The organism is Acinetobacter lwoffii, from assembly GCF_049367455.1.
Classification (GTDB): Bacteria; Pseudomonadota; Gammaproteobacteria; order Pseudomonadales; family Moraxellaceae; genus Acinetobacter; species Acinetobacter lwoffii_W.
Genome location: NZ_JBMPXW010000001.1, coordinates 841,970 through 858,832, shown reverse-complemented (window position 1 = coordinate 858,832; position 16,863 = coordinate 841,970). Strand labels below are relative to the sequence as shown.

11 protein-coding genes, 2 tRNA genes and 3 rRNA genes are annotated in these 16,863 nt (G+C 44.1%); 12 read left to right on the top strand and 4 right to left on the bottom strand.

The genetic code is table 11. The features are described 5' to 3' along the window. Positions 1-77: 77 nt before the first annotated feature. From ACO1B7_RS04175 to ACO1B7_RS04160, 4 genes are all read right to left on the bottom strand, one after another. A complete protein-coding gene (locus tag ACO1B7_RS04175; RefSeq protein ID WP_004647541.1) occupies positions 78-905 on the bottom strand; it encodes a carbon-nitrogen hydrolase family protein in 828 nt (275 codons plus the stop codon). A gap of 20 nt (positions 906-925) precedes the next feature. Then, positions 926-1,444, bottom strand: coding sequence for an anti-anti-sigma factor GigB (gigB, locus tag ACO1B7_RS04170; protein WP_005103337.1), 519 nt, complete (start codon positions 1,442-1,444; stop codon positions 926-928). 112 nt (positions 1,445-1,556) lie between these two features. Continuing rightward, entirely contained in the window at positions 1,557-2,525 is a 969-nt protein-coding gene (gigA, locus tag ACO1B7_RS04165) for an RsbU family protein phosphatase GigA (protein WP_423089835.1), read from the bottom strand. Positions 2,526-2,628: 103 nt separating this feature from the next. Continuing rightward, a complete protein-coding gene (locus ACO1B7_RS04160; RefSeq protein WP_004278245.1) occupies positions 2,629-3,528 on the bottom strand; it encodes an MlaA family lipoprotein in 900 nt (299 codons plus the stop codon). Positions 3,529-4,068: 540 nt separating this feature from the next. Here ACO1B7_RS04160 and ACO1B7_RS04155 point away from each other — a divergent pair. From ACO1B7_RS04155 to hisC, 12 genes are all read left to right on the top strand, one after another. After that, positions 4,069-5,606, top strand: a 16S ribosomal RNA gene (locus ACO1B7_RS04155). A 60-nt stretch (positions 5,607-5,666) separates the two neighbouring features. Beyond that, positions 5,667-5,743 (top strand) — tRNA-Ile (locus tag ACO1B7_RS04150). A 48-nt stretch (positions 5,744-5,791) separates the two neighbouring features. After that, a tRNA-Ala gene (locus ACO1B7_RS04145) sits at positions 5,792-5,867 on the top strand. Positions 5,868-6,312: 445 nt separating this feature from the next. After that, a 23S ribosomal RNA gene (locus tag ACO1B7_RS04140) occupies positions 6,313-9,207 on the top strand. A 201-nt stretch (positions 9,208-9,408) separates the two neighbouring features. After that, positions 9,409-9,523 (top strand): 5S ribosomal RNA (gene rrf / locus ACO1B7_RS04135). The 16S, 23S and 5S rRNA genes sit together here with 2 tRNA genes alongside, the layout of an rRNA operon. 199 nt (positions 9,524-9,722) lie before the next feature. Then, positions 9,723-11,174 (top strand): RNA polymerase factor sigma-54, encoded by a 1,452-nt coding sequence (locus tag ACO1B7_RS04130; RefSeq protein WP_155861736.1) that lies wholly within the window; start codon positions 9,723-9,725, stop codon positions 11,172-11,174. Positions 11,175-11,358: 184 nt separating this feature from the next. Beyond that, on the top strand, positions 11,359-11,691 hold the full coding sequence (hpf, locus tag ACO1B7_RS04125; RefSeq protein WP_004730744.1) for a ribosome hibernation-promoting factor, HPF/YfiA family: 333 nt from the start codon (positions 11,359-11,361) through the stop codon (positions 11,689-11,691). A 133-nt stretch (positions 11,692-11,824) separates the two neighbouring features. Then, a complete protein-coding gene (gene ibaG, locus ACO1B7_RS04120) occupies positions 11,825-12,076 on the top strand; it encodes a BolA family iron metabolism protein IbaG (protein ID WP_423089834.1) in 252 nt (83 codons plus the stop codon). A 7-nt stretch (positions 12,077-12,083) separates the two neighbouring features. Further along, a complete protein-coding gene (gene murA, locus ACO1B7_RS04115; protein ID WP_004279150.1) occupies positions 12,084-13,340 on the top strand; it encodes a UDP-N-acetylglucosamine 1-carboxyvinyltransferase in 1,257 nt (418 codons plus the stop codon). Next, a complete protein-coding gene (gene hisG / locus ACO1B7_RS04110; protein WP_004646025.1) occupies positions 13,340-14,041 on the top strand; it encodes an ATP phosphoribosyltransferase in 702 nt (233 codons plus the stop codon). Before murA ends, hisG begins: the two co-directional genes overlap by 1 nt. A gap of 186 nt (positions 14,042-14,227) precedes the next feature. Continuing rightward, positions 14,228-15,532, top strand: coding sequence for a histidinol dehydrogenase (gene hisD, locus ACO1B7_RS04105; RefSeq protein ID WP_423089833.1), 1,305 nt, complete (start codon positions 14,228-14,230; stop codon positions 15,530-15,532). A gap of 148 nt (positions 15,533-15,680) precedes the next feature. Further along, positions 15,681-16,769, top strand: coding sequence for a histidinol-phosphate transaminase (hisC, locus tag ACO1B7_RS04100; protein ID WP_155861738.1), 1,089 nt, complete (start codon positions 15,681-15,683; stop codon positions 16,767-16,769). Positions 16,770-16,863: the final 94 nt, after the last annotated feature.

Genomic DNA, 16,863 nt, shown 5'->3' with positions numbered 1-16,863 from the left:
TAGAGCTTCTATGCTCGGTGATTTCACCTGAAGAATAAGCAGGGATTTTGTTATTTTATGCAAGCAAATGAAACGATTCAGGAAAGTTGAAGAAGTCTACGGTGTTGCATTAAAGGCATGGATTCACGCACTTTTTGCTGTTCATTTAAATCAAAGTCGACGGTGATGAGTTGAGCACCTTCTGCATGGATCATATTAAGAAGTTGTCCACGACTATTGGTGGCGGCTGCATGTCCCCAAGTCTGGCGTTTTTCTCCATGCCAGCCTTGTTGAGCTGCACCAAGCACCGAACATTGGCTATCTAGAGCACGTGTTTGCAGAAGAAGCTGCCAGTGCATTTCACCTGTGGTATAGGTAAAAGCAGAAGGTGCGGTCAAGAGGTTTGCACCTTTGGCTCGTAGATTTAACGCTAGTTCCGGAAAACGCAGGTCATAACAGACCATTAAACCAATATTACCAAAAGGGGTTTTGGCTACGACAACATCTGTGCCGGGCTCAAAGAACTTGGATTCCTGATAACCGCCTACAGCATCACCGACTTGCACATCAAACAAGTGAATTTTGTCATAACGCGCTTCGGTCCGTTCCGGACTGATACACAGGCTAACGGTACGCACGCGGCCATCTTCAATGATCGAACCATCCGGACGATAAGGGCAGGGTAATGTACCAGCGACGATCCAGGTGTCATATTGATGGGCAAGTTGTTCCAGACGCTGCTGAATCACTTCAAATTGTGCAGCAGTTTCACGCTGTTTTCCTGCGGCAAAACAGACAAAGTTTTCCGGGAAAACAATCAGTTCAGCTCCATTGGCCTTACTTTGTTGAATTAAAGATTCAATCTCCACGAAATTGGCATCAATTTCATTTTGAGAATTCATTTGTACAACAGAAAGTAAAGTCATAGGGTCCTCTTATAAGATGGTTATACCTTTTGCTCTGAAATTTTATCTAAATTGTCTTGCTCTTTCTGTAGCTGTTTGACTAAAGGTTCAAACATGTTCTGATTGCTTTGATTCAGTTTCATCAAGGTTTTATGCGCATCCAGAACCGTATTCAGCATATTTTGATGCGTGACATATTCTTCCATCAGCGCACGTGTGCAGACATTTGGATCACCACAATAATTCAGAATCACAAACACTTGGCTCAATCCCATACTGTTGGCCAAAGTGGTAATGTCAGAATTGGTAGAAAGCATGACAGCCTGAATATTGTGTACTTGCTTGAGTTTGAGTCCTAGTTTCGCTAAAACACCCAGTACGGTACTGTCAATGAAACTGGTTTCGGTGAGATCAACGATAGCGCCAACTACGTTGTCTTGCTGTTCAATTTTGTTCAGTAATTTGTCTAGACTAATACAAGATTGGGCACGCACTTCGCCGATAAGCTTAAAAATATGCGTTCCATTCAGACTTGCATATTCAACATGACCTGTTGACATATAAATGCCATTTGCAGAGAAGGATATTAAATTATCCCATAGGGTGTATTGATACTCAAGTGGCTGAAAGTAGTAATCAAATTAAGTGCTTATAAAGCCTGTAAATATACTGCTAATTTACGCGGATAAAGCTTAAAAAGGCGATATCGTCAGCCACATGTTCCGGAGCCTGAAAAGATTGATTCTGCAAATGGTGTAATAATTGCGAGAATTGTTCATTTAAACCACCATCAAAAGGTTCCAGTGCGCCATCCGAACAGATAATAAAGCGCGCATTGCGACTTAATACCCATTCATTTTCCTCAACTTCAAGATCTTCGGTTAAGCCCAAAGGGAAACTGCTGGAAGAGAGGATTTTAGGTTCTTGATTGGGTTCAAATATAATCGGTGGAGGATAATGTCCAGCGCTGGACCATTTTAATACATGGGTTTCCAGATTAAGAATCCCGGCAATCATGGTGATGTGCTTTTCAATATTTTCCTGCATCAGCATACCGTTCAGCTTCTTGATCAGCTCGCGCGGCGTCTTGGAGCGACCATGGAAAGCTGCCATCCAGGACGTGAGCAAACTACTGGTGACGCCATGTCCGGATACATCGGCCAAATAGAAAATCACTTCTTTGTCGCTGATTTTCCAATAATCATACCAATCCCCTGAAAGATAGGCTGAAGGCTGAAAATAGGTTTCGACCTCGTAATTGGTCAGTTCAATCGGATTCGGTAACAATTTTTTTTGTAGTTCTGCAGCAGAAGGCAGGTCACGGCTATCCTGGTTACGCTTATATTGTGCATCAATTTTTTGTAATGCCAGATCTGGATTCTCGGGAAGCTTGTTCCAGATCCAGCCGGCTAAAGCACCTTGTTCCCAGGCCTGAGCCAAAGCAGTACCTTCATTTTCTAAGGCCAGTACAATCGTAGGCAGATTCCACTTATATTTCAGATAATCATGTACATCTGCAATCGCAATAATCGTAGAGTCATACAGTTCATGATCATCCAGATAGATCATCTGAACATGAGGAAGCATATCAAGTACTTGATCTAAGTAAGGAATATCACGAGTCGGTTGAATGAAATACATAAAAAAGTGATTCAATCCCAGGATTGGCTATAAGATGTACTATAACAAGCAAAGTATTGCTAGCGAACAGATTTTCACTAGCAATCATACATGAAGCTTAAACTTAAAGATCTTCGTTTGAAGATTCAATGTTGCTATCACTAGAAGGTGCATCATCAGAATTGTCATCTTCAAAATCATCTTCTAGGAAAAGCGTATCTTGTTCTGTACCTTTCTTTTCTGCAATTGCATAATTGGTACGTTGTAAATAAATATCGCGAATCTGCGCATAGCGATCGCCAGTCAGCACTCCTTCAACGTCCAGTATTTCTGAACGGGTATCGATGGCACGCCAAAACTGATCAGTCCAGTAAAGTCCATCTTCATCTTCGAGAATGTATTTTTGTGGACGAGCTTGACTATCTACAGCAGTACCGATTACGCCACGGACAGAACTTGGACCTAAAAATGGCAACATGATATAAGGGCCAGAAGGCACGCCATAATAACCTAAGGTAATTCCAAATTTTTCCTCTTCATGACTCAAGCCCAGGCGACGCGCTGGATCAGCCAGTCCTAAAGTTGTTAAGGTGTTAATGGTAAAGCGACCTAGGGATTTAGCAGCGCGGGCAGGACGACCTTGAATCAGCTGATTCACCACATTCCAAGGTTCACCTAGGTTACTGCGGAACTGGGTATAGCTGCCACGAACATCTTGAGGAACTTTTTCCACATATTGTACGGCTATCGGACGTACCACGGTGCGGTCAATCGCATCATTAAACTGATAGATCTTTCTATTTAACGGTTGAAAAGGATCTTTAACTTCTTCAGCCTGTGCTGCACTGGCATCAACTTTCAGTTGCGTTTGTAATTGTTGCGCTTTGGTCGAGATTTTTGTTCTAAGCGGCGTTTTTGCAGGCTCGTTTTCCAGATTTTCCACACTGGTGGCCGCCTCGGCGAAAACATGTGCGCTTGAAGCTAAAGAAAATAAGCATATAGATAAGTAAATAGAACGATGCATAAGGTAACCTGAGGCCTTTTCTGTGTAAGTAGCACTACTTATTAGTATAAAAATAATAAACGTTATATTCACGAATAGACATCATTTAAGCAAATTTGTATAAAAAATGAATGAAAACACACGAAAAGCTTAAAAAATATACATACAAAATGATTTTCTTGAAAAAGGTGTTGCACGGGCTCTGAAATGCTGTAGAATGCACATCCATCGGCGGTGATGAAGATTAAAACTTCTGATAAAACAGTGACTTAGTTAAGTTTGATTAAGTTCGGTTTTAGAAAGAAAGTTTAAAAATAGTTTTCATTACTGGTTGACTTTCTAGAGATAGAGAGTAATATAGCCGACCTAGCTTGCTGGTGACGAATTAGCAAGAAGATCATTAAGAGATTATGAAGAACAACTTGTGTGGATTTTTACTGGTTGATTGATCGAAATTATTTTCATTGATTGATGGTAGAAATTACTCGAAGTTTATTTGAGAAATATTTGTCAGAAAATTGATGAGCCAAGATTGGCACCCTTTAAGGTGCTACTGATTTTAAACTGAAGAGTTTGATCATGGCTCAGATTGAACGCTGGCGGCAGGCTTAACACATGCAAGTCGAGCGGGGTAATGTAGCTTGCTACATTACCTAGCGGCGGACGGGTGAGTAATGCTTAGGAATCTGCCTATTAGTGGGGGACAACATCTCGAAAGGGATGCTAATACCGCATACGTCCTACGGGAGAAAGCAGGGGACCTTCGGGCCTTGCGCTAATAGATGAGCCTAAGTCGGATTAGCTAGTTGGTGGGGTAAAGGCCTACCAAGGCGACGATCTGTAGCGGGTCTGAGAGGATGATCCGCCACACTGGGACTGAGACACGGCCCAGACTCCTACGGGAGGCAGCAGTGGGGAATATTGGACAATGGGGGGAACCCTGATCCAGCCATGCCGCGTGTGTGAAGAAGGCCTTTTGGTTGTAAAGCACTTTAAGCGAGGAGGAGGCTACCGAGATTAATACTCTTGGATAGTGGACGTTACTCGCAGAATAAGCACCGGCTAACTCTGTGCCAGCAGCCGCGGTAATACAGAGGGTGCAAGCGTTAATCGGATTTACTGGGCGTAAAGCGCGCGTAGGTGGCCAATTAAGTCAAATGTGAAATCCCCGAGCTTAACTTGGGAATTGCATTCGATACTGGTTGGCTAGAGTATGGGAGAGGATGGTAGAATTCCAGGTGTAGCGGTGAAATGCGTAGAGATCTGGAGGAATACCGATGGCGAAGGCAGCCATCTGGCCTAATACTGACACTGAGGTGCGAAAGCATGGGGAGCAAACAGGATTAGATACCCTGGTAGTCCATGCCGTAAACGATGTCTACTAGCCGTTGGGGCCTTTGAGGCTTTAGTGGCGCAGCTAACGCGATAAGTAGACCGCCTGGGGAGTACGGTCGCAAGACTAAAACTCAAATGAATTGACGGGGGCCCGCACAAGCGGTGGAGCATGTGGTTTAATTCGATGCAACGCGAAGAACCTTACCTGGTCTTGACATAGTAAGAACTTTCCAGAGATGGATTGGTGCCTTCGGGAACTTACATACAGGTGCTGCATGGCTGTCGTCAGCTCGTGTCGTGAGATGTTGGGTTAAGTCCCGCAACGAGCGCAACCCTTTTCCTTATTTGCCAGCGGGTTAAGCCGGGAACTTTAAGGATACTGCCAGTGACAAACTGGAGGAAGGCGGGGACGACGTCAAGTCATCATGGCCCTTACGACCAGGGCTACACACGTGCTACAATGGTCGGTACAAAGGGTTGCTACCTCGCGAGAGGATGCTAATCTCAAAAAGCCGATCGTAGTCCGGATTGGAGTCTGCAACTCGACTCCATGAAGTCGGAATCGCTAGTAATCGCGGATCAGAATGCCGCGGTGAATACGTTCCCGGGCCTTGTACACACCGCCCGTCACACCATGGGAGTTTGTTGCACCAGAAGTAGGTAGTCTAACCGCAAGGAGGACGCTTACCACGGTGTGGCAGATGACTGGGGTGAAGTCGTAACAAGGTAGCCGTAGGGGAACCTGCGGCTGGATCACCTCCTTAACGAAAGATTGACGATTGGTAAGAATCCACAACAAGTTGTTCTTCATACGATGTATCTGAGGGTCTGTAGCTCAGTTGGTTAGAGCACACGCTTGATAAGCGTGGGGTCACAAGTTCAAGTCTTGTCAGACCCACCACTACTGACGAAGTACGGAAAATCAGAAACATTGACTTATTGATAAGCTGGGGACTTAGCTTAGTTGGTAGAGCGCCTGCTTTGCACGCAGGAGGTCAGGAGTTCGACTCTCCTAGTCTCCACCAAATTTCAAGATCATAAAAGCACTGCTTTTACTTGAAATTTAAGCAAGAAGCTACGCTTCGCGCAGTATGTAAGCATACAGTGATGAAGTTGTTTAGTTCCTAAGCGATCAAGTGCTTAGATCCTAGAGATTAGCAAGTACAAGCGTTATGATACGCGCACTTGATAATCTCTGTGATTTATCACAGTTTCCTGACCTGACGAAGGCTGGAAAAATCATTAACAGAATATATTTGAGTTGAAATAATTTGTTCAAACTCGTTTCAAGTAGGCAACTACAAGAAATGAGTTCTAGCGAAATTAACTGAATCAAGCGTTTTGGTATATGAATCTAATTGAAGCTGTACTGTAGTTAAATCTACGAAACGCCAACTGTATGAGAGTGTTGAAAGACACGATCTGTTGCTTATCCCACTTGTAAGGATAAACGACTGTTTGGGGTTGTATAGTCAAGTAATTAAGTGCATGTGGTGGATGCCTTGGCAGTCAGAGGCGAAGAAAGACGTGATAGCCTGCGAAAAGCTCCGGGGAGGCGGCAAATATCCTGTGATCCGGAGATGTCTGAATGGGGAAACCCACTTACCATAAGGTAGGTATTGCAACATGAATACATAGTGTTGCAAGGCGAACGAGGGGAAGTGAAACATCTCAGTACCCTTAGGAAAAGAAATCAATTGAGATTCCCTCAGTAGCGGCGAGCGAAAGGGGAAGAGCCCATTAAGTCATATAAGTTCTAGTGGAACGCTCTGGGAAGTGCGACCGTAGACGGTGATAGTCCTGTACACGAAAGGGCTTATATGATGATGTCGAGTAGGGCGAGGCACGTGAAACCTTGTCTGAATATGGGGGGACCATCCTCCAAGGCTAAATACTCCTGACTGACCGATAGTGAACCAGTACCGTGAGGGAAAGGCGAAAAGAACCCCTGTGAGGGGAGTGAAATAGATCCTGAAACCGCATGCATACAAGCAGTGGGAGCCGGCTTAGTCCGGTGACTGCGTACCTTTTGTATAATGGGTCAGCGACTTATATTCAGTAGCGAGGTTAACCGAATAGGGGAGCCGTAGGGAAACCGAGTCTTAATAGGGCGTTTAGTTGCTGGGTATAGACCCGAAACCAGGTGATCTATCCATGAGCAGGTTGAAGGTTGGGTAACACTAACTGGAGGACCGAACCCACTGTCGTTGAAAAGCCAGGGGATGACTTGTGGATAGGGGTGAAAGGCTAATCAAACTTGGTGATAGCTGGTTCTCCCCGAAAGCTATTTAGGTAGCGCCTCGGACGAATACCATTGGGGGTAGAGCACTGTTTCGGCTAGGGGGTCATCCCGACTTACCAAACCGATGCAAACTCCGAATACCAATGAGTACTATCCGGGAGACAGACTGCGGGTGCTAACGTCCGTAGTCAAGAGGAAAACAATCCAGACCGCCAGCTAAGGCCCCAAAATTATAGTTAAGTGGGAAACGATGTGGGAAGGCATAGACAGCTAGGAGGTTGGCTTAGAAGCAGCCACCCTTTAAAGAAAGCGTAATAGCTCACTAGTCGAGTCGGCCTGCGCGGAAGATGTAACGGGGCTAAAACTATATGCCGAAGCTGCGGATGCATAATTTATTATGCGTGGTAGGGGAGCGTTCTGTAAGCCGATGAAGGTGGATTGAGAAGTCTGCTGGAGGTATCAGAAGTGCGAATGCTGACGTGAGTAACGACAATGCGAGTGAAAAACTCGCACGCTGAAAGACCAAGGGTTCCAGTCCAACGTTAATCGGGGCTGGGTGAGTCGACCCCTAAGGCGAGGCCGAGAGGCGTAGTCGATGGGAAATTGGTTAATATTCCAATACTTCTGTGTAATGCGATGAGAGGACGGAGAAGGTTAAGTCAGCCTGGCGTTGGTTGTCCAGGTGAAAGGTTGTAGGCATGTATCTTAGGCAAATCCGGGGTACTCTATGCTGAGAACTGATAGCAAGCTGTACTTGTACAGTGAAGTGGCTGATACCATGCTTCCAGGAAAAGTCTCTAAGCTTCAGTTACACAGGAATCGTACCCGAAACCGACACAGGTGGTCAGGTCGAGTAGACCAAAGCGCTTGAGAGAACTCTGCTGAAGGAACTAGGCAAAATGGTACCGTAACTTCGGGAGAAGGTACGCTGTTGTCTGTGATAGGACTTGCTCCTTGAGCGGCCGACAGCCTCAGAAACCAGGCCCCTGCAACTGTTTATTAAAAACATAGCACTCTGCAAACACGAAAGTGGACGTATAGGGTGTGATGCCTGCCCGGTGCTGGAAGGTTAATTGATGGGGTTAGCGTAAGCGAAGCTCTTGATCGAAGCCCCAGTAAACGGCGGCCGTAACTATAACGGTCCTAAGGTAGCGAAATTCCTTGTCGGGTAAGTTCCGACCTGCACGAATGGCATAATGATGGGGGCGCTGTCTCCAGCAGAGACTCAGTGAAATCGAATTCGCCGTGAAGATGCGGTGTACCCGCGGCTAGACGGAAAGACCCCGTGAACCTTTACTGCAGCTTGACATTGAACTTTGATCTTACTTGTGTAGGATAGGTGGGAGGCTTTGAAGTCGCGACGCTAGTTGCGATGGAGCCGTCCTTGAAATACCACCCTGGTAATATTGAGGTTCTAACTCTGTCCCGTTATCCGGGACGAGGACCATGTCTGGTGGGTAGTTTGACTGGGGCGGTCTCCTCCTAAAGAGTAACGGAGGAGTACGAAGGTGCGCTCAGCGTGGTCGGAAATCACGCGTAGAGTATAAAGGCAAAAGCGCGCTTAACTGCGAGACCCACAAGTCGAGCAGGTACGAAAGTAGGTCTTAGTGATCCGGTGGTTCTGTATGGAAGGGCCATCGCTCAACGGATAAAAGGTACTCTGGGGATAACAGGCTGATACCGCCCAAGAGTTCATATCGACGGCGGTGTTTGGCACCTCGATGTCGGCTCATCTCATCCTGGGGCTGAAGCAGGTCCCAAGGGTATGGCTGTTCGCCATTTAAAGAGGTACGCGAGCTGGGTTTAGAACGTCGTGAGACAGTTCGGTCCCTATCTACCGTGGGCGTTGGAAATTTGAGAGGATCTGCTCCTAGTACGAGAGGACCAGAGTGGACGAACCTCTGGTGTACCGGTTGTCACGCCAGTGGCATCGCCGGGTAGCTATGTTCGGAAGGGATAACCGCTGAAAGCATCTAAGCGGGAAGCCTACCTCAAGATAAGATTTCCCCGAGACTTTATGTCTCCTAAAGAGCCGTTGAAGACTACGACGTTGATAGGTTGGATGTGGAAGCATAGTGATATGTGAAGCTGACCAATACTAATTGCTCGTGAGGCTTGACTATACAACACCCAAGCAGTTGTATATAAAGCATCAATTGATTTCATATTGATCTAACGATCAGACGAAGCCTTGATTTAGTTACGCTAAACGAACAAACTACTGCAACTCAGATATACCTGTTAATAACTCATTTGATGAAAGCTAGGCTAGCGAAGTGAAAACAACGCCCATAAGACCCAAGCAAATAGTCATAAACAGTTGTGCTGGCGACCATAGCAAGAGTGAACCACCTGATCCCTTCCCGAACTCAGAAGTGAAACCTCTTAGCGCTGATGGTAGTGTGGGGTTACCCATGTGAGAGTAAGTCATCGCCAGCTCATTATTCCTAAACACCCCCGACCATAAGGCCGGGGGTGTTTTTTTATGCGAAAAATTAAGTATTTAAACAATTATTAGTCGCGAAAGACTAGAAATTTAAAATCCAATTTGTATGTTTTTTGGTAAATCTGTGTTATAAAAGATAAAACGGCATAAAAATTGCTTATAAAACGGGATTTTCTATTAAGGGGGGTAACAATGAGATTATCAGTGGGTATAAAAATTGCGAACTCGCTGTCATTAACTCCACAATTACAGCAGGCAATTCGGCTATTACAACTTTCAAGTCTGGAATTGGAGCAAGAAGTTCAATTGCAACTTGATAGTAATCCTCTATTAGAAAAAGTTGAAGAGCAAATTACCCTTGAAAGCTTATCTACAATTGAATCAAATAATGAAAATCACGATCTAACCAATGAACTTAATGCCGATCATCTGCCTGATGACTTACCTGTAGATACCGATTGGGATGATGTCTATACCCATCAACCTACAAGTCTGGGGGCAGCCGAGTTCGAAGAGCGTGAAGATAATCGTCAAGGGCATCAGAGCCTGCAAGAATATATGCTAGAACAAATTAATCTGCTGAATTTTTCACAGGTTGATAAATTAATCGCTTATTGCATAGTCGATTCTTTGGACGACAAAGGTTTTTTAGATGCTGAGTTGAGTGAAATTACTGCATCAGTACAACATTTACTCTCTTCTATGGGGTCTGAAGAAGAAATTGAAGATGATGAGGTTGCCGTTGTATTAAAGCATATCCAGCGTTTGGATCCGGTAGGTGTAGGTTCTAGAAGCTTGGCAGAATGCCTATTGGTTCAACTTGATAATTTACCTGCGTCAACCCCTTGCCGAAATGATGCGATCAAACTTCTGCAACATTATGAATTGTTGATTACCAATGAGCTTCCTAAGCTGATCAAACAGACTGGCTTAAATCCAGAACAGTTGCGCTGTGCCGTAGATTTGCTAAAAACATTAAAACCGCATCCAGGTCTGGAATTTGAAAACAAGGAATCGGATTATCAGGTGCCAGATGTTGTGGTGATGAAAAAGAATAACTGCTGGCAAGTCAATTTAAACTCGGATGTACTGCCAAAGTTACGCGTCAATTCTTTTTATGCCAAAATGATTCGTCGTGCAGATCAAAGCGATGATAATCAGTATCTGCGTAATCAGATGCTGGAAGCGAAGAACTTTATCAAAAGTATCGATGAACGGCATAAAACATTATTGAAAGTCGCGACTTGTATTGTAGAACATCAAAAAATGTTCTTGGAAATTGGGGCGGAAGGCATGAAACCTCTGGTTTTAAGAGATATTGCCGAAGAAGTCGAATTGCATGAATCTACAGTTTCTCGTGTAACCACCAATAAATATATGCTGACCCCACGTGGATTGTTCGAGTTGAAATATTTCTTCTCGAGTCATGTCGGGACTACTTCAGGTGGTGAAGCATCTTCTACTGCTATTCGTGCCAAAATCAAAAAACTGATTTCCGAAGAAAATACCCGTAAGCCTCTGTCTGATAATGCAATTGCCAATATGTTAAAAGATGAAGGCATTGATGTGGCACGACGTACGGTGGCGAAATATCGTGAATCGTTACATATTCCTTCATCTTCTGAGCGAAAAGTCTTGATCTAAAATTTGAAATCTGGCTATTCTAGAGATTCATTATGACAACATAATGAATCTTTTTTCTTTTGAGGATCAGTAAGATTGATTTGATTCAGGACTTAAAATACGGATATTTTATTTATAAGTTACTGTATTTAAATTATTTTATATTGAGACTCTTCTAATCCTAACGAAGGTGAGGGATAGAACTATGCAAATAACAATTCGTGGACATCATTTATCGATTACGCCAGCTATTGAAGAAAGTATAAAAACCAAGTTTTCACAGATGACGAAGCACCTAGATCAGGTGAATAGTATGCAAGTGAAACTCTCGAAAGATCATCAAATTGATAAACGCTCTAGAAAGGGCAGTAGTAATCATATCGCAGAGGCTATTATCCGATTACCGGGCATTGAATTTTTTGCTCACGCCACCGCAGATGATATGTATACCTCAATTAAAATATTAACCGAAAAACTCAAACGGCAGATTGATCGATACCGGGAAATGCATTTACAGCAGCATCCTTTAGCTCTATAAAGGACAAATGATGAAAAAGAGGTTTTAAAAGCCTCTTTTTTTTATATATATAATGTATGGATCCATGAATTATTTTTGCTATTTATAGTAAAATGGCTCGTTTTACACCCTTAGTCCTATAAGAGGTCTTGTGATGAATAATGAACAGCTCGCTGAAATTTTAGAAGCCGCTTTTCCAGAGGCGGATGTTGCTGTGAGTGGTCAGGGCGGAAAATTTGATCTCCGTATTGTGGATGATCAATTTGAATGTAAGCGTCCAGTTGCACGCCAACAAGCTGTTTATGCTCCTCTCAATGCCCATATTGCCAGTGGTGCAGTTCACGCAGTAACGATTCGCGCGATGACAAAAGAAGAATGGCGCAAAGCAAGCTTATTTGGAGCTTAATCATTTAATGGATAAATTTTTAATTCAGGGCGGTATCAAGCTCGAAGGTGAAGTGCGCATTTCTGGTGCAAAGAATGCAGCACTTCCATTATTGGCAGCAATGATTCTTGCTGATACCCCGATTACGCTCAGAAATGTTCCTAATCTAAAAGATGTCAATACGTTGGTGAAGCTGATTGCTGGTCTTGGGATCACCATGACTTATGAAGGCGATACGGTTGTTGCTGATACTTCTACATTAGATAACCAGTTCGCACCGTATGAGCTCGTAAAAACTATGCGTGCTTCTATTTTGGTGCTTGGTCCATTATTGGCGCGCTATGGCAGTGCAAAAGTGTCTTTACCAGGCGGTTGTGCGATTGGTTCCCGTCCTGTCGATCAGCATTTGAAAGCTTTAGAAGCTTTAGGCGCCGAGATTGAAGTCGAAGCCGGTTATGTACATGCCAAAGTCGATGGTCGCCTGAAAGGTGGCGAAGTTGTCTTTGATATGGTGACTGTGGGTGGGACAGAAAATATTCTGATGGCTGCCGTGTTGGCCGATGGTGTGACCACGATTCGCAATGCAGCACGTGAACCTGAGATCACTGATCTTGCGCAAATGCTGATCAAGATGGGTGCCAAGATTGAAGGTCTAGATACCGATACTTTAATTGTGACCGGTGTCGAACGTCTGCATGGCTGTGAATATGCGGTTGTTGCTGACCGGATTGAAACCGGTTCATATCTGGCAGCAGCAGCGATCACTGGCGGTCGTATCAAAACCACGCATACTGATCCGTCCCTGATGGAAGCGGTGCTGGACAAGTTTGAAGAAATGGGCGCAGAAGTGACCCGTGGTGACGACTGGATTGAACTGGATATGCTGGGTAAACGTCCGAAAGCTGTCAGCTTCCAAACCTTACCACATCCAGAATTTCCAACCGATATGCAAGCCCAGATTATGGCTGTGAATGCCATTGCTCAAGGCTTTGCGACAATTTCTGAAACGATTTTTGAAAACCGTTTCATGCATGTTCCTGAATTGGCACGTATGGGCGCCAATATTCAGGTTGAAGGTAATGATGCTGTGGTAACGGGTGTAGAAAAACTTTCTGCCGCACCCGTAATGGCAACAGATTTACGTGCTTCGTTCTCTTTGGTGCTGGCAGCACTTGCCGCTGAAGGTGAAACGCTGATTGACCGCATTTATCATATTGACCGCGGTTATGAAGATGTAGAAGCAAAGTTACAAAGTTTAGGTGCCCAAATTAAGCGAGTAAATTAATGAGCGATATGAGAAACGATGATCCAAACTTTGACGTAATGGGCAATTTTGATCATGGTTTAACTTTGGCATTAAGTAAGGGGCGTATCTTAAAAGAGACTTTACCTTTGCTAGAAACAGCAGGGATTAATCTTTTAGAAGATCCTGATAAATCTCGTAAACTGATTTTCCCGACCACGCATAAACAGGTTCGTATTCTAATTTTACGTGCTTCAGATGTACCGACTTATGTTGAAAATGGTGCAGCCGATATTGGCGTGGCCGGTAAAGATGTATTGATGGAACATGGTGCGCAAAACGTCTATGAACCATTGGATCTGAAAATTGCGGTATGTAAATTGATGACCGCCGGTAAGGTGGGGATGCAACGTCCTAAAGGTCGCTTAAAAATTGCGACCAAGTACGTGAATTTGACCCGTCAATACTATGCCAGCTTGGGTGAGCAGGTTGATGTGATCAAGCTGTATGGCTCCATGGAACTTGCACCACTGGTTGGTCTGGGCGATTACATTGTTGACGTCGTAGATACAGGCAATACTTTGCGTGCCAATGGCTTAGAGCCACTTGAAGAAATCTGTAAAGTGTCTTCACGTTTAATCGTAAACAAAGCTAGCTTCAAGCGTAAGCAAGCGTTGTTAAATCCGATTCTGGCACAGCTTGAAAAAGCCGTAGAAGAACGTGAAAAGGCCAAACAGGCTTAAATTTTTTGCATAAAAAACTGTCCTTTTAGGGCGGTTTTTTTTATTCGATTGAACATAAATACGATGTAAATTCTTTCATCAATTTTACCAAAAGCTATTTCCAATAAAACTCATAGGGCTAGAGCACTATAGCTGCCGACAAAAGTCTGGAAAACAGGTAAACTAAAGCCTTCGAATTCAAACCTGATGGGTAAATTGATGCGACGTTTATCGACCCAAGATCAAAACTTCAAGCAAGCATTTGCTGACTTGTTGGCTTTTGAAACTGTTAATGATCCTGAACTTTTAAAAACTGTAGATCAAATTATTGCTGATGTTCGTCAGCATGGTGATGCTCAAGTTCTTAAACTCACTCAACAGTTCGATCGACATCCGGCGCATCAATTTTCAGATTTAGAGTTAAGCCAAGAGCAACTGCAAGCTGCCTTCGAGGGTTTGACGACTGAAGTGCGCGAAGCTTTAGAGCTTGCTGCAGCACGCGTGCGCGAGTTTCACCAGGTACAAAAACAGGACGGCTGGACCTATGTCGATGCTTTGGGGAATACGCTTGGTCAGAAAGTCACTCCACTGGATCGTGTTGGGATTTATGTGCCGGGTGGTCTGGCTTCTTATCCATCTTCAGTATTGATGAATGCTGTGCCTGCTCATGTAGCGGGAGTTCCTGAAATTATTATGGTGGTACCTGCACCGAATGGTGATTTAAATCCATTGGTACTGGCGGCTGCCTATCTGGCAGGTGTGACACGTGTCTTCACGATTGGTGGCGCACAAGCGGTTGCGGCATTGGCTTACGGTACAGAAACTGTCCCACCGGTCGATAAAATTACCGGCCCAGGCAACCGTTTTGTTGCTGCGGCAAAACGTGCGGTGTTTGGTCAGGTCGGTATCGACATGATTGCAGGACCTTCTGAAATTCTGGTGTATGCCGAAGGCCAAAATAATGCTGAATGGTTGGCGATGGATTTACTTTCGCAAGCTGAACATGACACTGTGGCACAAGCCATTTTCATCACACCAGATGAACAGTTGCTGAATGAGGTTGAACAGGCGATTGAAATGCACCTGGCAATATTGCCAAAGGCAGAAATTGCCCGTACTTCGATTGCCAATCGTGGTGCTTTGGTACTCGTAAAAGACCGTCAAGAAGCATCAGATTTGATTAATCAGGTGGCACCTGAGCATTTGATGTTATGTTTAGATGATGCAGAAGCAATGTCTGACAGCATTCGTCATGCAGGTGCGATCTTTATGGGTCGTTATACGCCTGAAGCCATTGGTGATTACTGTGGTGGTCCAAACCACGTCTTGCCGACTTCAGGTACTGCGCGTTTTTCATCGCCACTTGGTGTCTATGATTTCCAGAAGCGCTCAAGCCTGATTATGTGCTCACAAGAAGGTGTAAAAACTTTAGCAAAAACTGCGGATATCTTGGCGCAACAGGAAAACCTAGATGCACATGCACGTTCTGCACGTTATCGTTATCAACCATAAATAGCATTACCACCTCTCCCTGACCCTCTCTTAAAAGGAGAGGAGAATTTAAACCACAAAAATCTTGTGTCTTTATTAATGAAAATTCCTCTCTTGCGCCATATATGGCTCAGGGAGAGGTTAGGAGAAGGTTTAAAGAGAATACAAAATGAATATCACAACAGAACAAATGCGTTTTTGGAGTCCTGAAGTACGTGAATTAGAACCGTATACGCCAGGCGAACAACCGAAAATCCAGAATATTTTAAAACTTAATACCAATGAAAATCCGTATCCACCATCCCCCAAAGTGGTAGAAGCAGTACAACAGGTATTGGCAAATTCAGCAGACGTTTTGCGTTTATATCCAGACCCTGATGCATCAGAGTTGAAACAGGCGATCGCTAAACAACAAAATGTACTTGTAGACACTGTCTTTGTCGGCAATGGCTCAGATGAAGTCTTGGCACATATCTTTAAAGCATTTTTTGTTCAAGAACAACCTGTACTTTATCCAGATATTACCTATAGTTTCTATCCGGTTTATAGTCAGTTTTTTGGCGTCAAAACCAAAATCTTGCCACTGAATGATGACTTTGAAATTGTGGTGGATGACTATAAACAAGCTAATGGCGGCATCATCATTACCAATCCAAATGCGCCAACCAGTATTGATCTGGGCTTGGCGGCGATTGAGGAAATTCTGCAAGCCAATCCGGATTCAGTGGTGGTGATTGATGAAGCCTATGTCGACTTCGGTGCCGAATCAGCAGTCAAGCTAGTTGAGAAATATGAAAATTTAGTCGTGTGTCAAACCACATCGAAGTCACGTTCTCTTGCAGGTCTGCGAGTAGGTTTCGCGATTGCCCAGCCACATTTGATTGTAGCACTTGAAGCAGTCAAAAACAGCTTTAACTCTTATCCGATGGACCGTTTTGCGATTGCTGCAGCGGTCGCTTCATTTGAAGATCAGGCCTACTTTGAAGCACAGAATCAGAAAGTTATCGTCAGTCGTGAAAAGTTGGTGTCTCAATTAAATGAGCTTGGTTTTAAAGTTTTACCATCGAGTGCCAACTTTATTTTTGCCTCATTGCCATCTACGGATGCAGGCGAGCTTGCAAGGGAGTTGCGTGAACGTGGCATTATCGTGCGTTATTTTAACAAGCCACGTATTAACCAGTTCTTAAGAATTACCATTGGTACAGATGAGCAAAATCAGCGTTTAGTCGATACGCTAAAAAATGAGATTTTGGTGTGATTAAAATCCCTCCTAGCTTCTCTTTGAAAAGGGAGGAGTTCCCTCTTTGAGTAAAGGAGGGTTAGGGTGGATTTGTAGAAAAAAGCGAATCAAA

Coding starts and splice junctions, on each gene's coding strand:
- ACO1B7_RS04175 (WP_004647541.1), bottom strand. CDS start 905: ATGACTTTACTTTCTGTTGTACAAATGAATTCTCAAAATGAAATTGAT.
- gigB (WP_005103337.1), bottom strand. CDS start 1,444: ATGTCAACAGGTCATGTTGAATATGCAAGTCTGAATGGAACGCATATT.
- gigA (WP_423089835.1), bottom strand. CDS start 2,525: ATGTATTTCATTCAACCGACTCGTGATATTCCTTACTTAGATCAAGTA.
- ACO1B7_RS04160 (WP_004278245.1), bottom strand. CDS start 3,528: ATGCATCGTTCTATTTACTTATCTATATGCTTATTTTCTTTAGCTTCA.
- ACO1B7_RS04130 (WP_155861736.1), top strand. CDS start 9,723: ATGAGATTATCAGTGGGTATAAAAATTGCGAACTCGCTGTCATTAACT.
- hpf (WP_004730744.1), top strand. CDS start 11,359: ATGCAAATAACAATTCGTGGACATCATTTATCGATTACGCCAGCTATT.
- ibaG (WP_423089834.1), top strand. CDS start 11,825: ATGAATAATGAACAGCTCGCTGAAATTTTAGAAGCCGCTTTTCCAGAG.
- murA (WP_004279150.1), top strand. CDS start 12,084: ATGGATAAATTTTTAATTCAGGGCGGTATCAAGCTCGAAGGTGAAGTG.
- hisG (WP_004646025.1), top strand. CDS start 13,340: ATGAGCGATATGAGAAACGATGATCCAAACTTTGACGTAATGGGCAAT.
- hisD (WP_423089833.1), top strand. CDS start 14,228: ATGGGTAAATTGATGCGACGTTTATCGACCCAAGATCAAAACTTCAAG.
- hisC (WP_155861738.1), top strand. CDS start 15,681: ATGAATATCACAACAGAACAAATGCGTTTTTGGAGTCCTGAAGTACGT.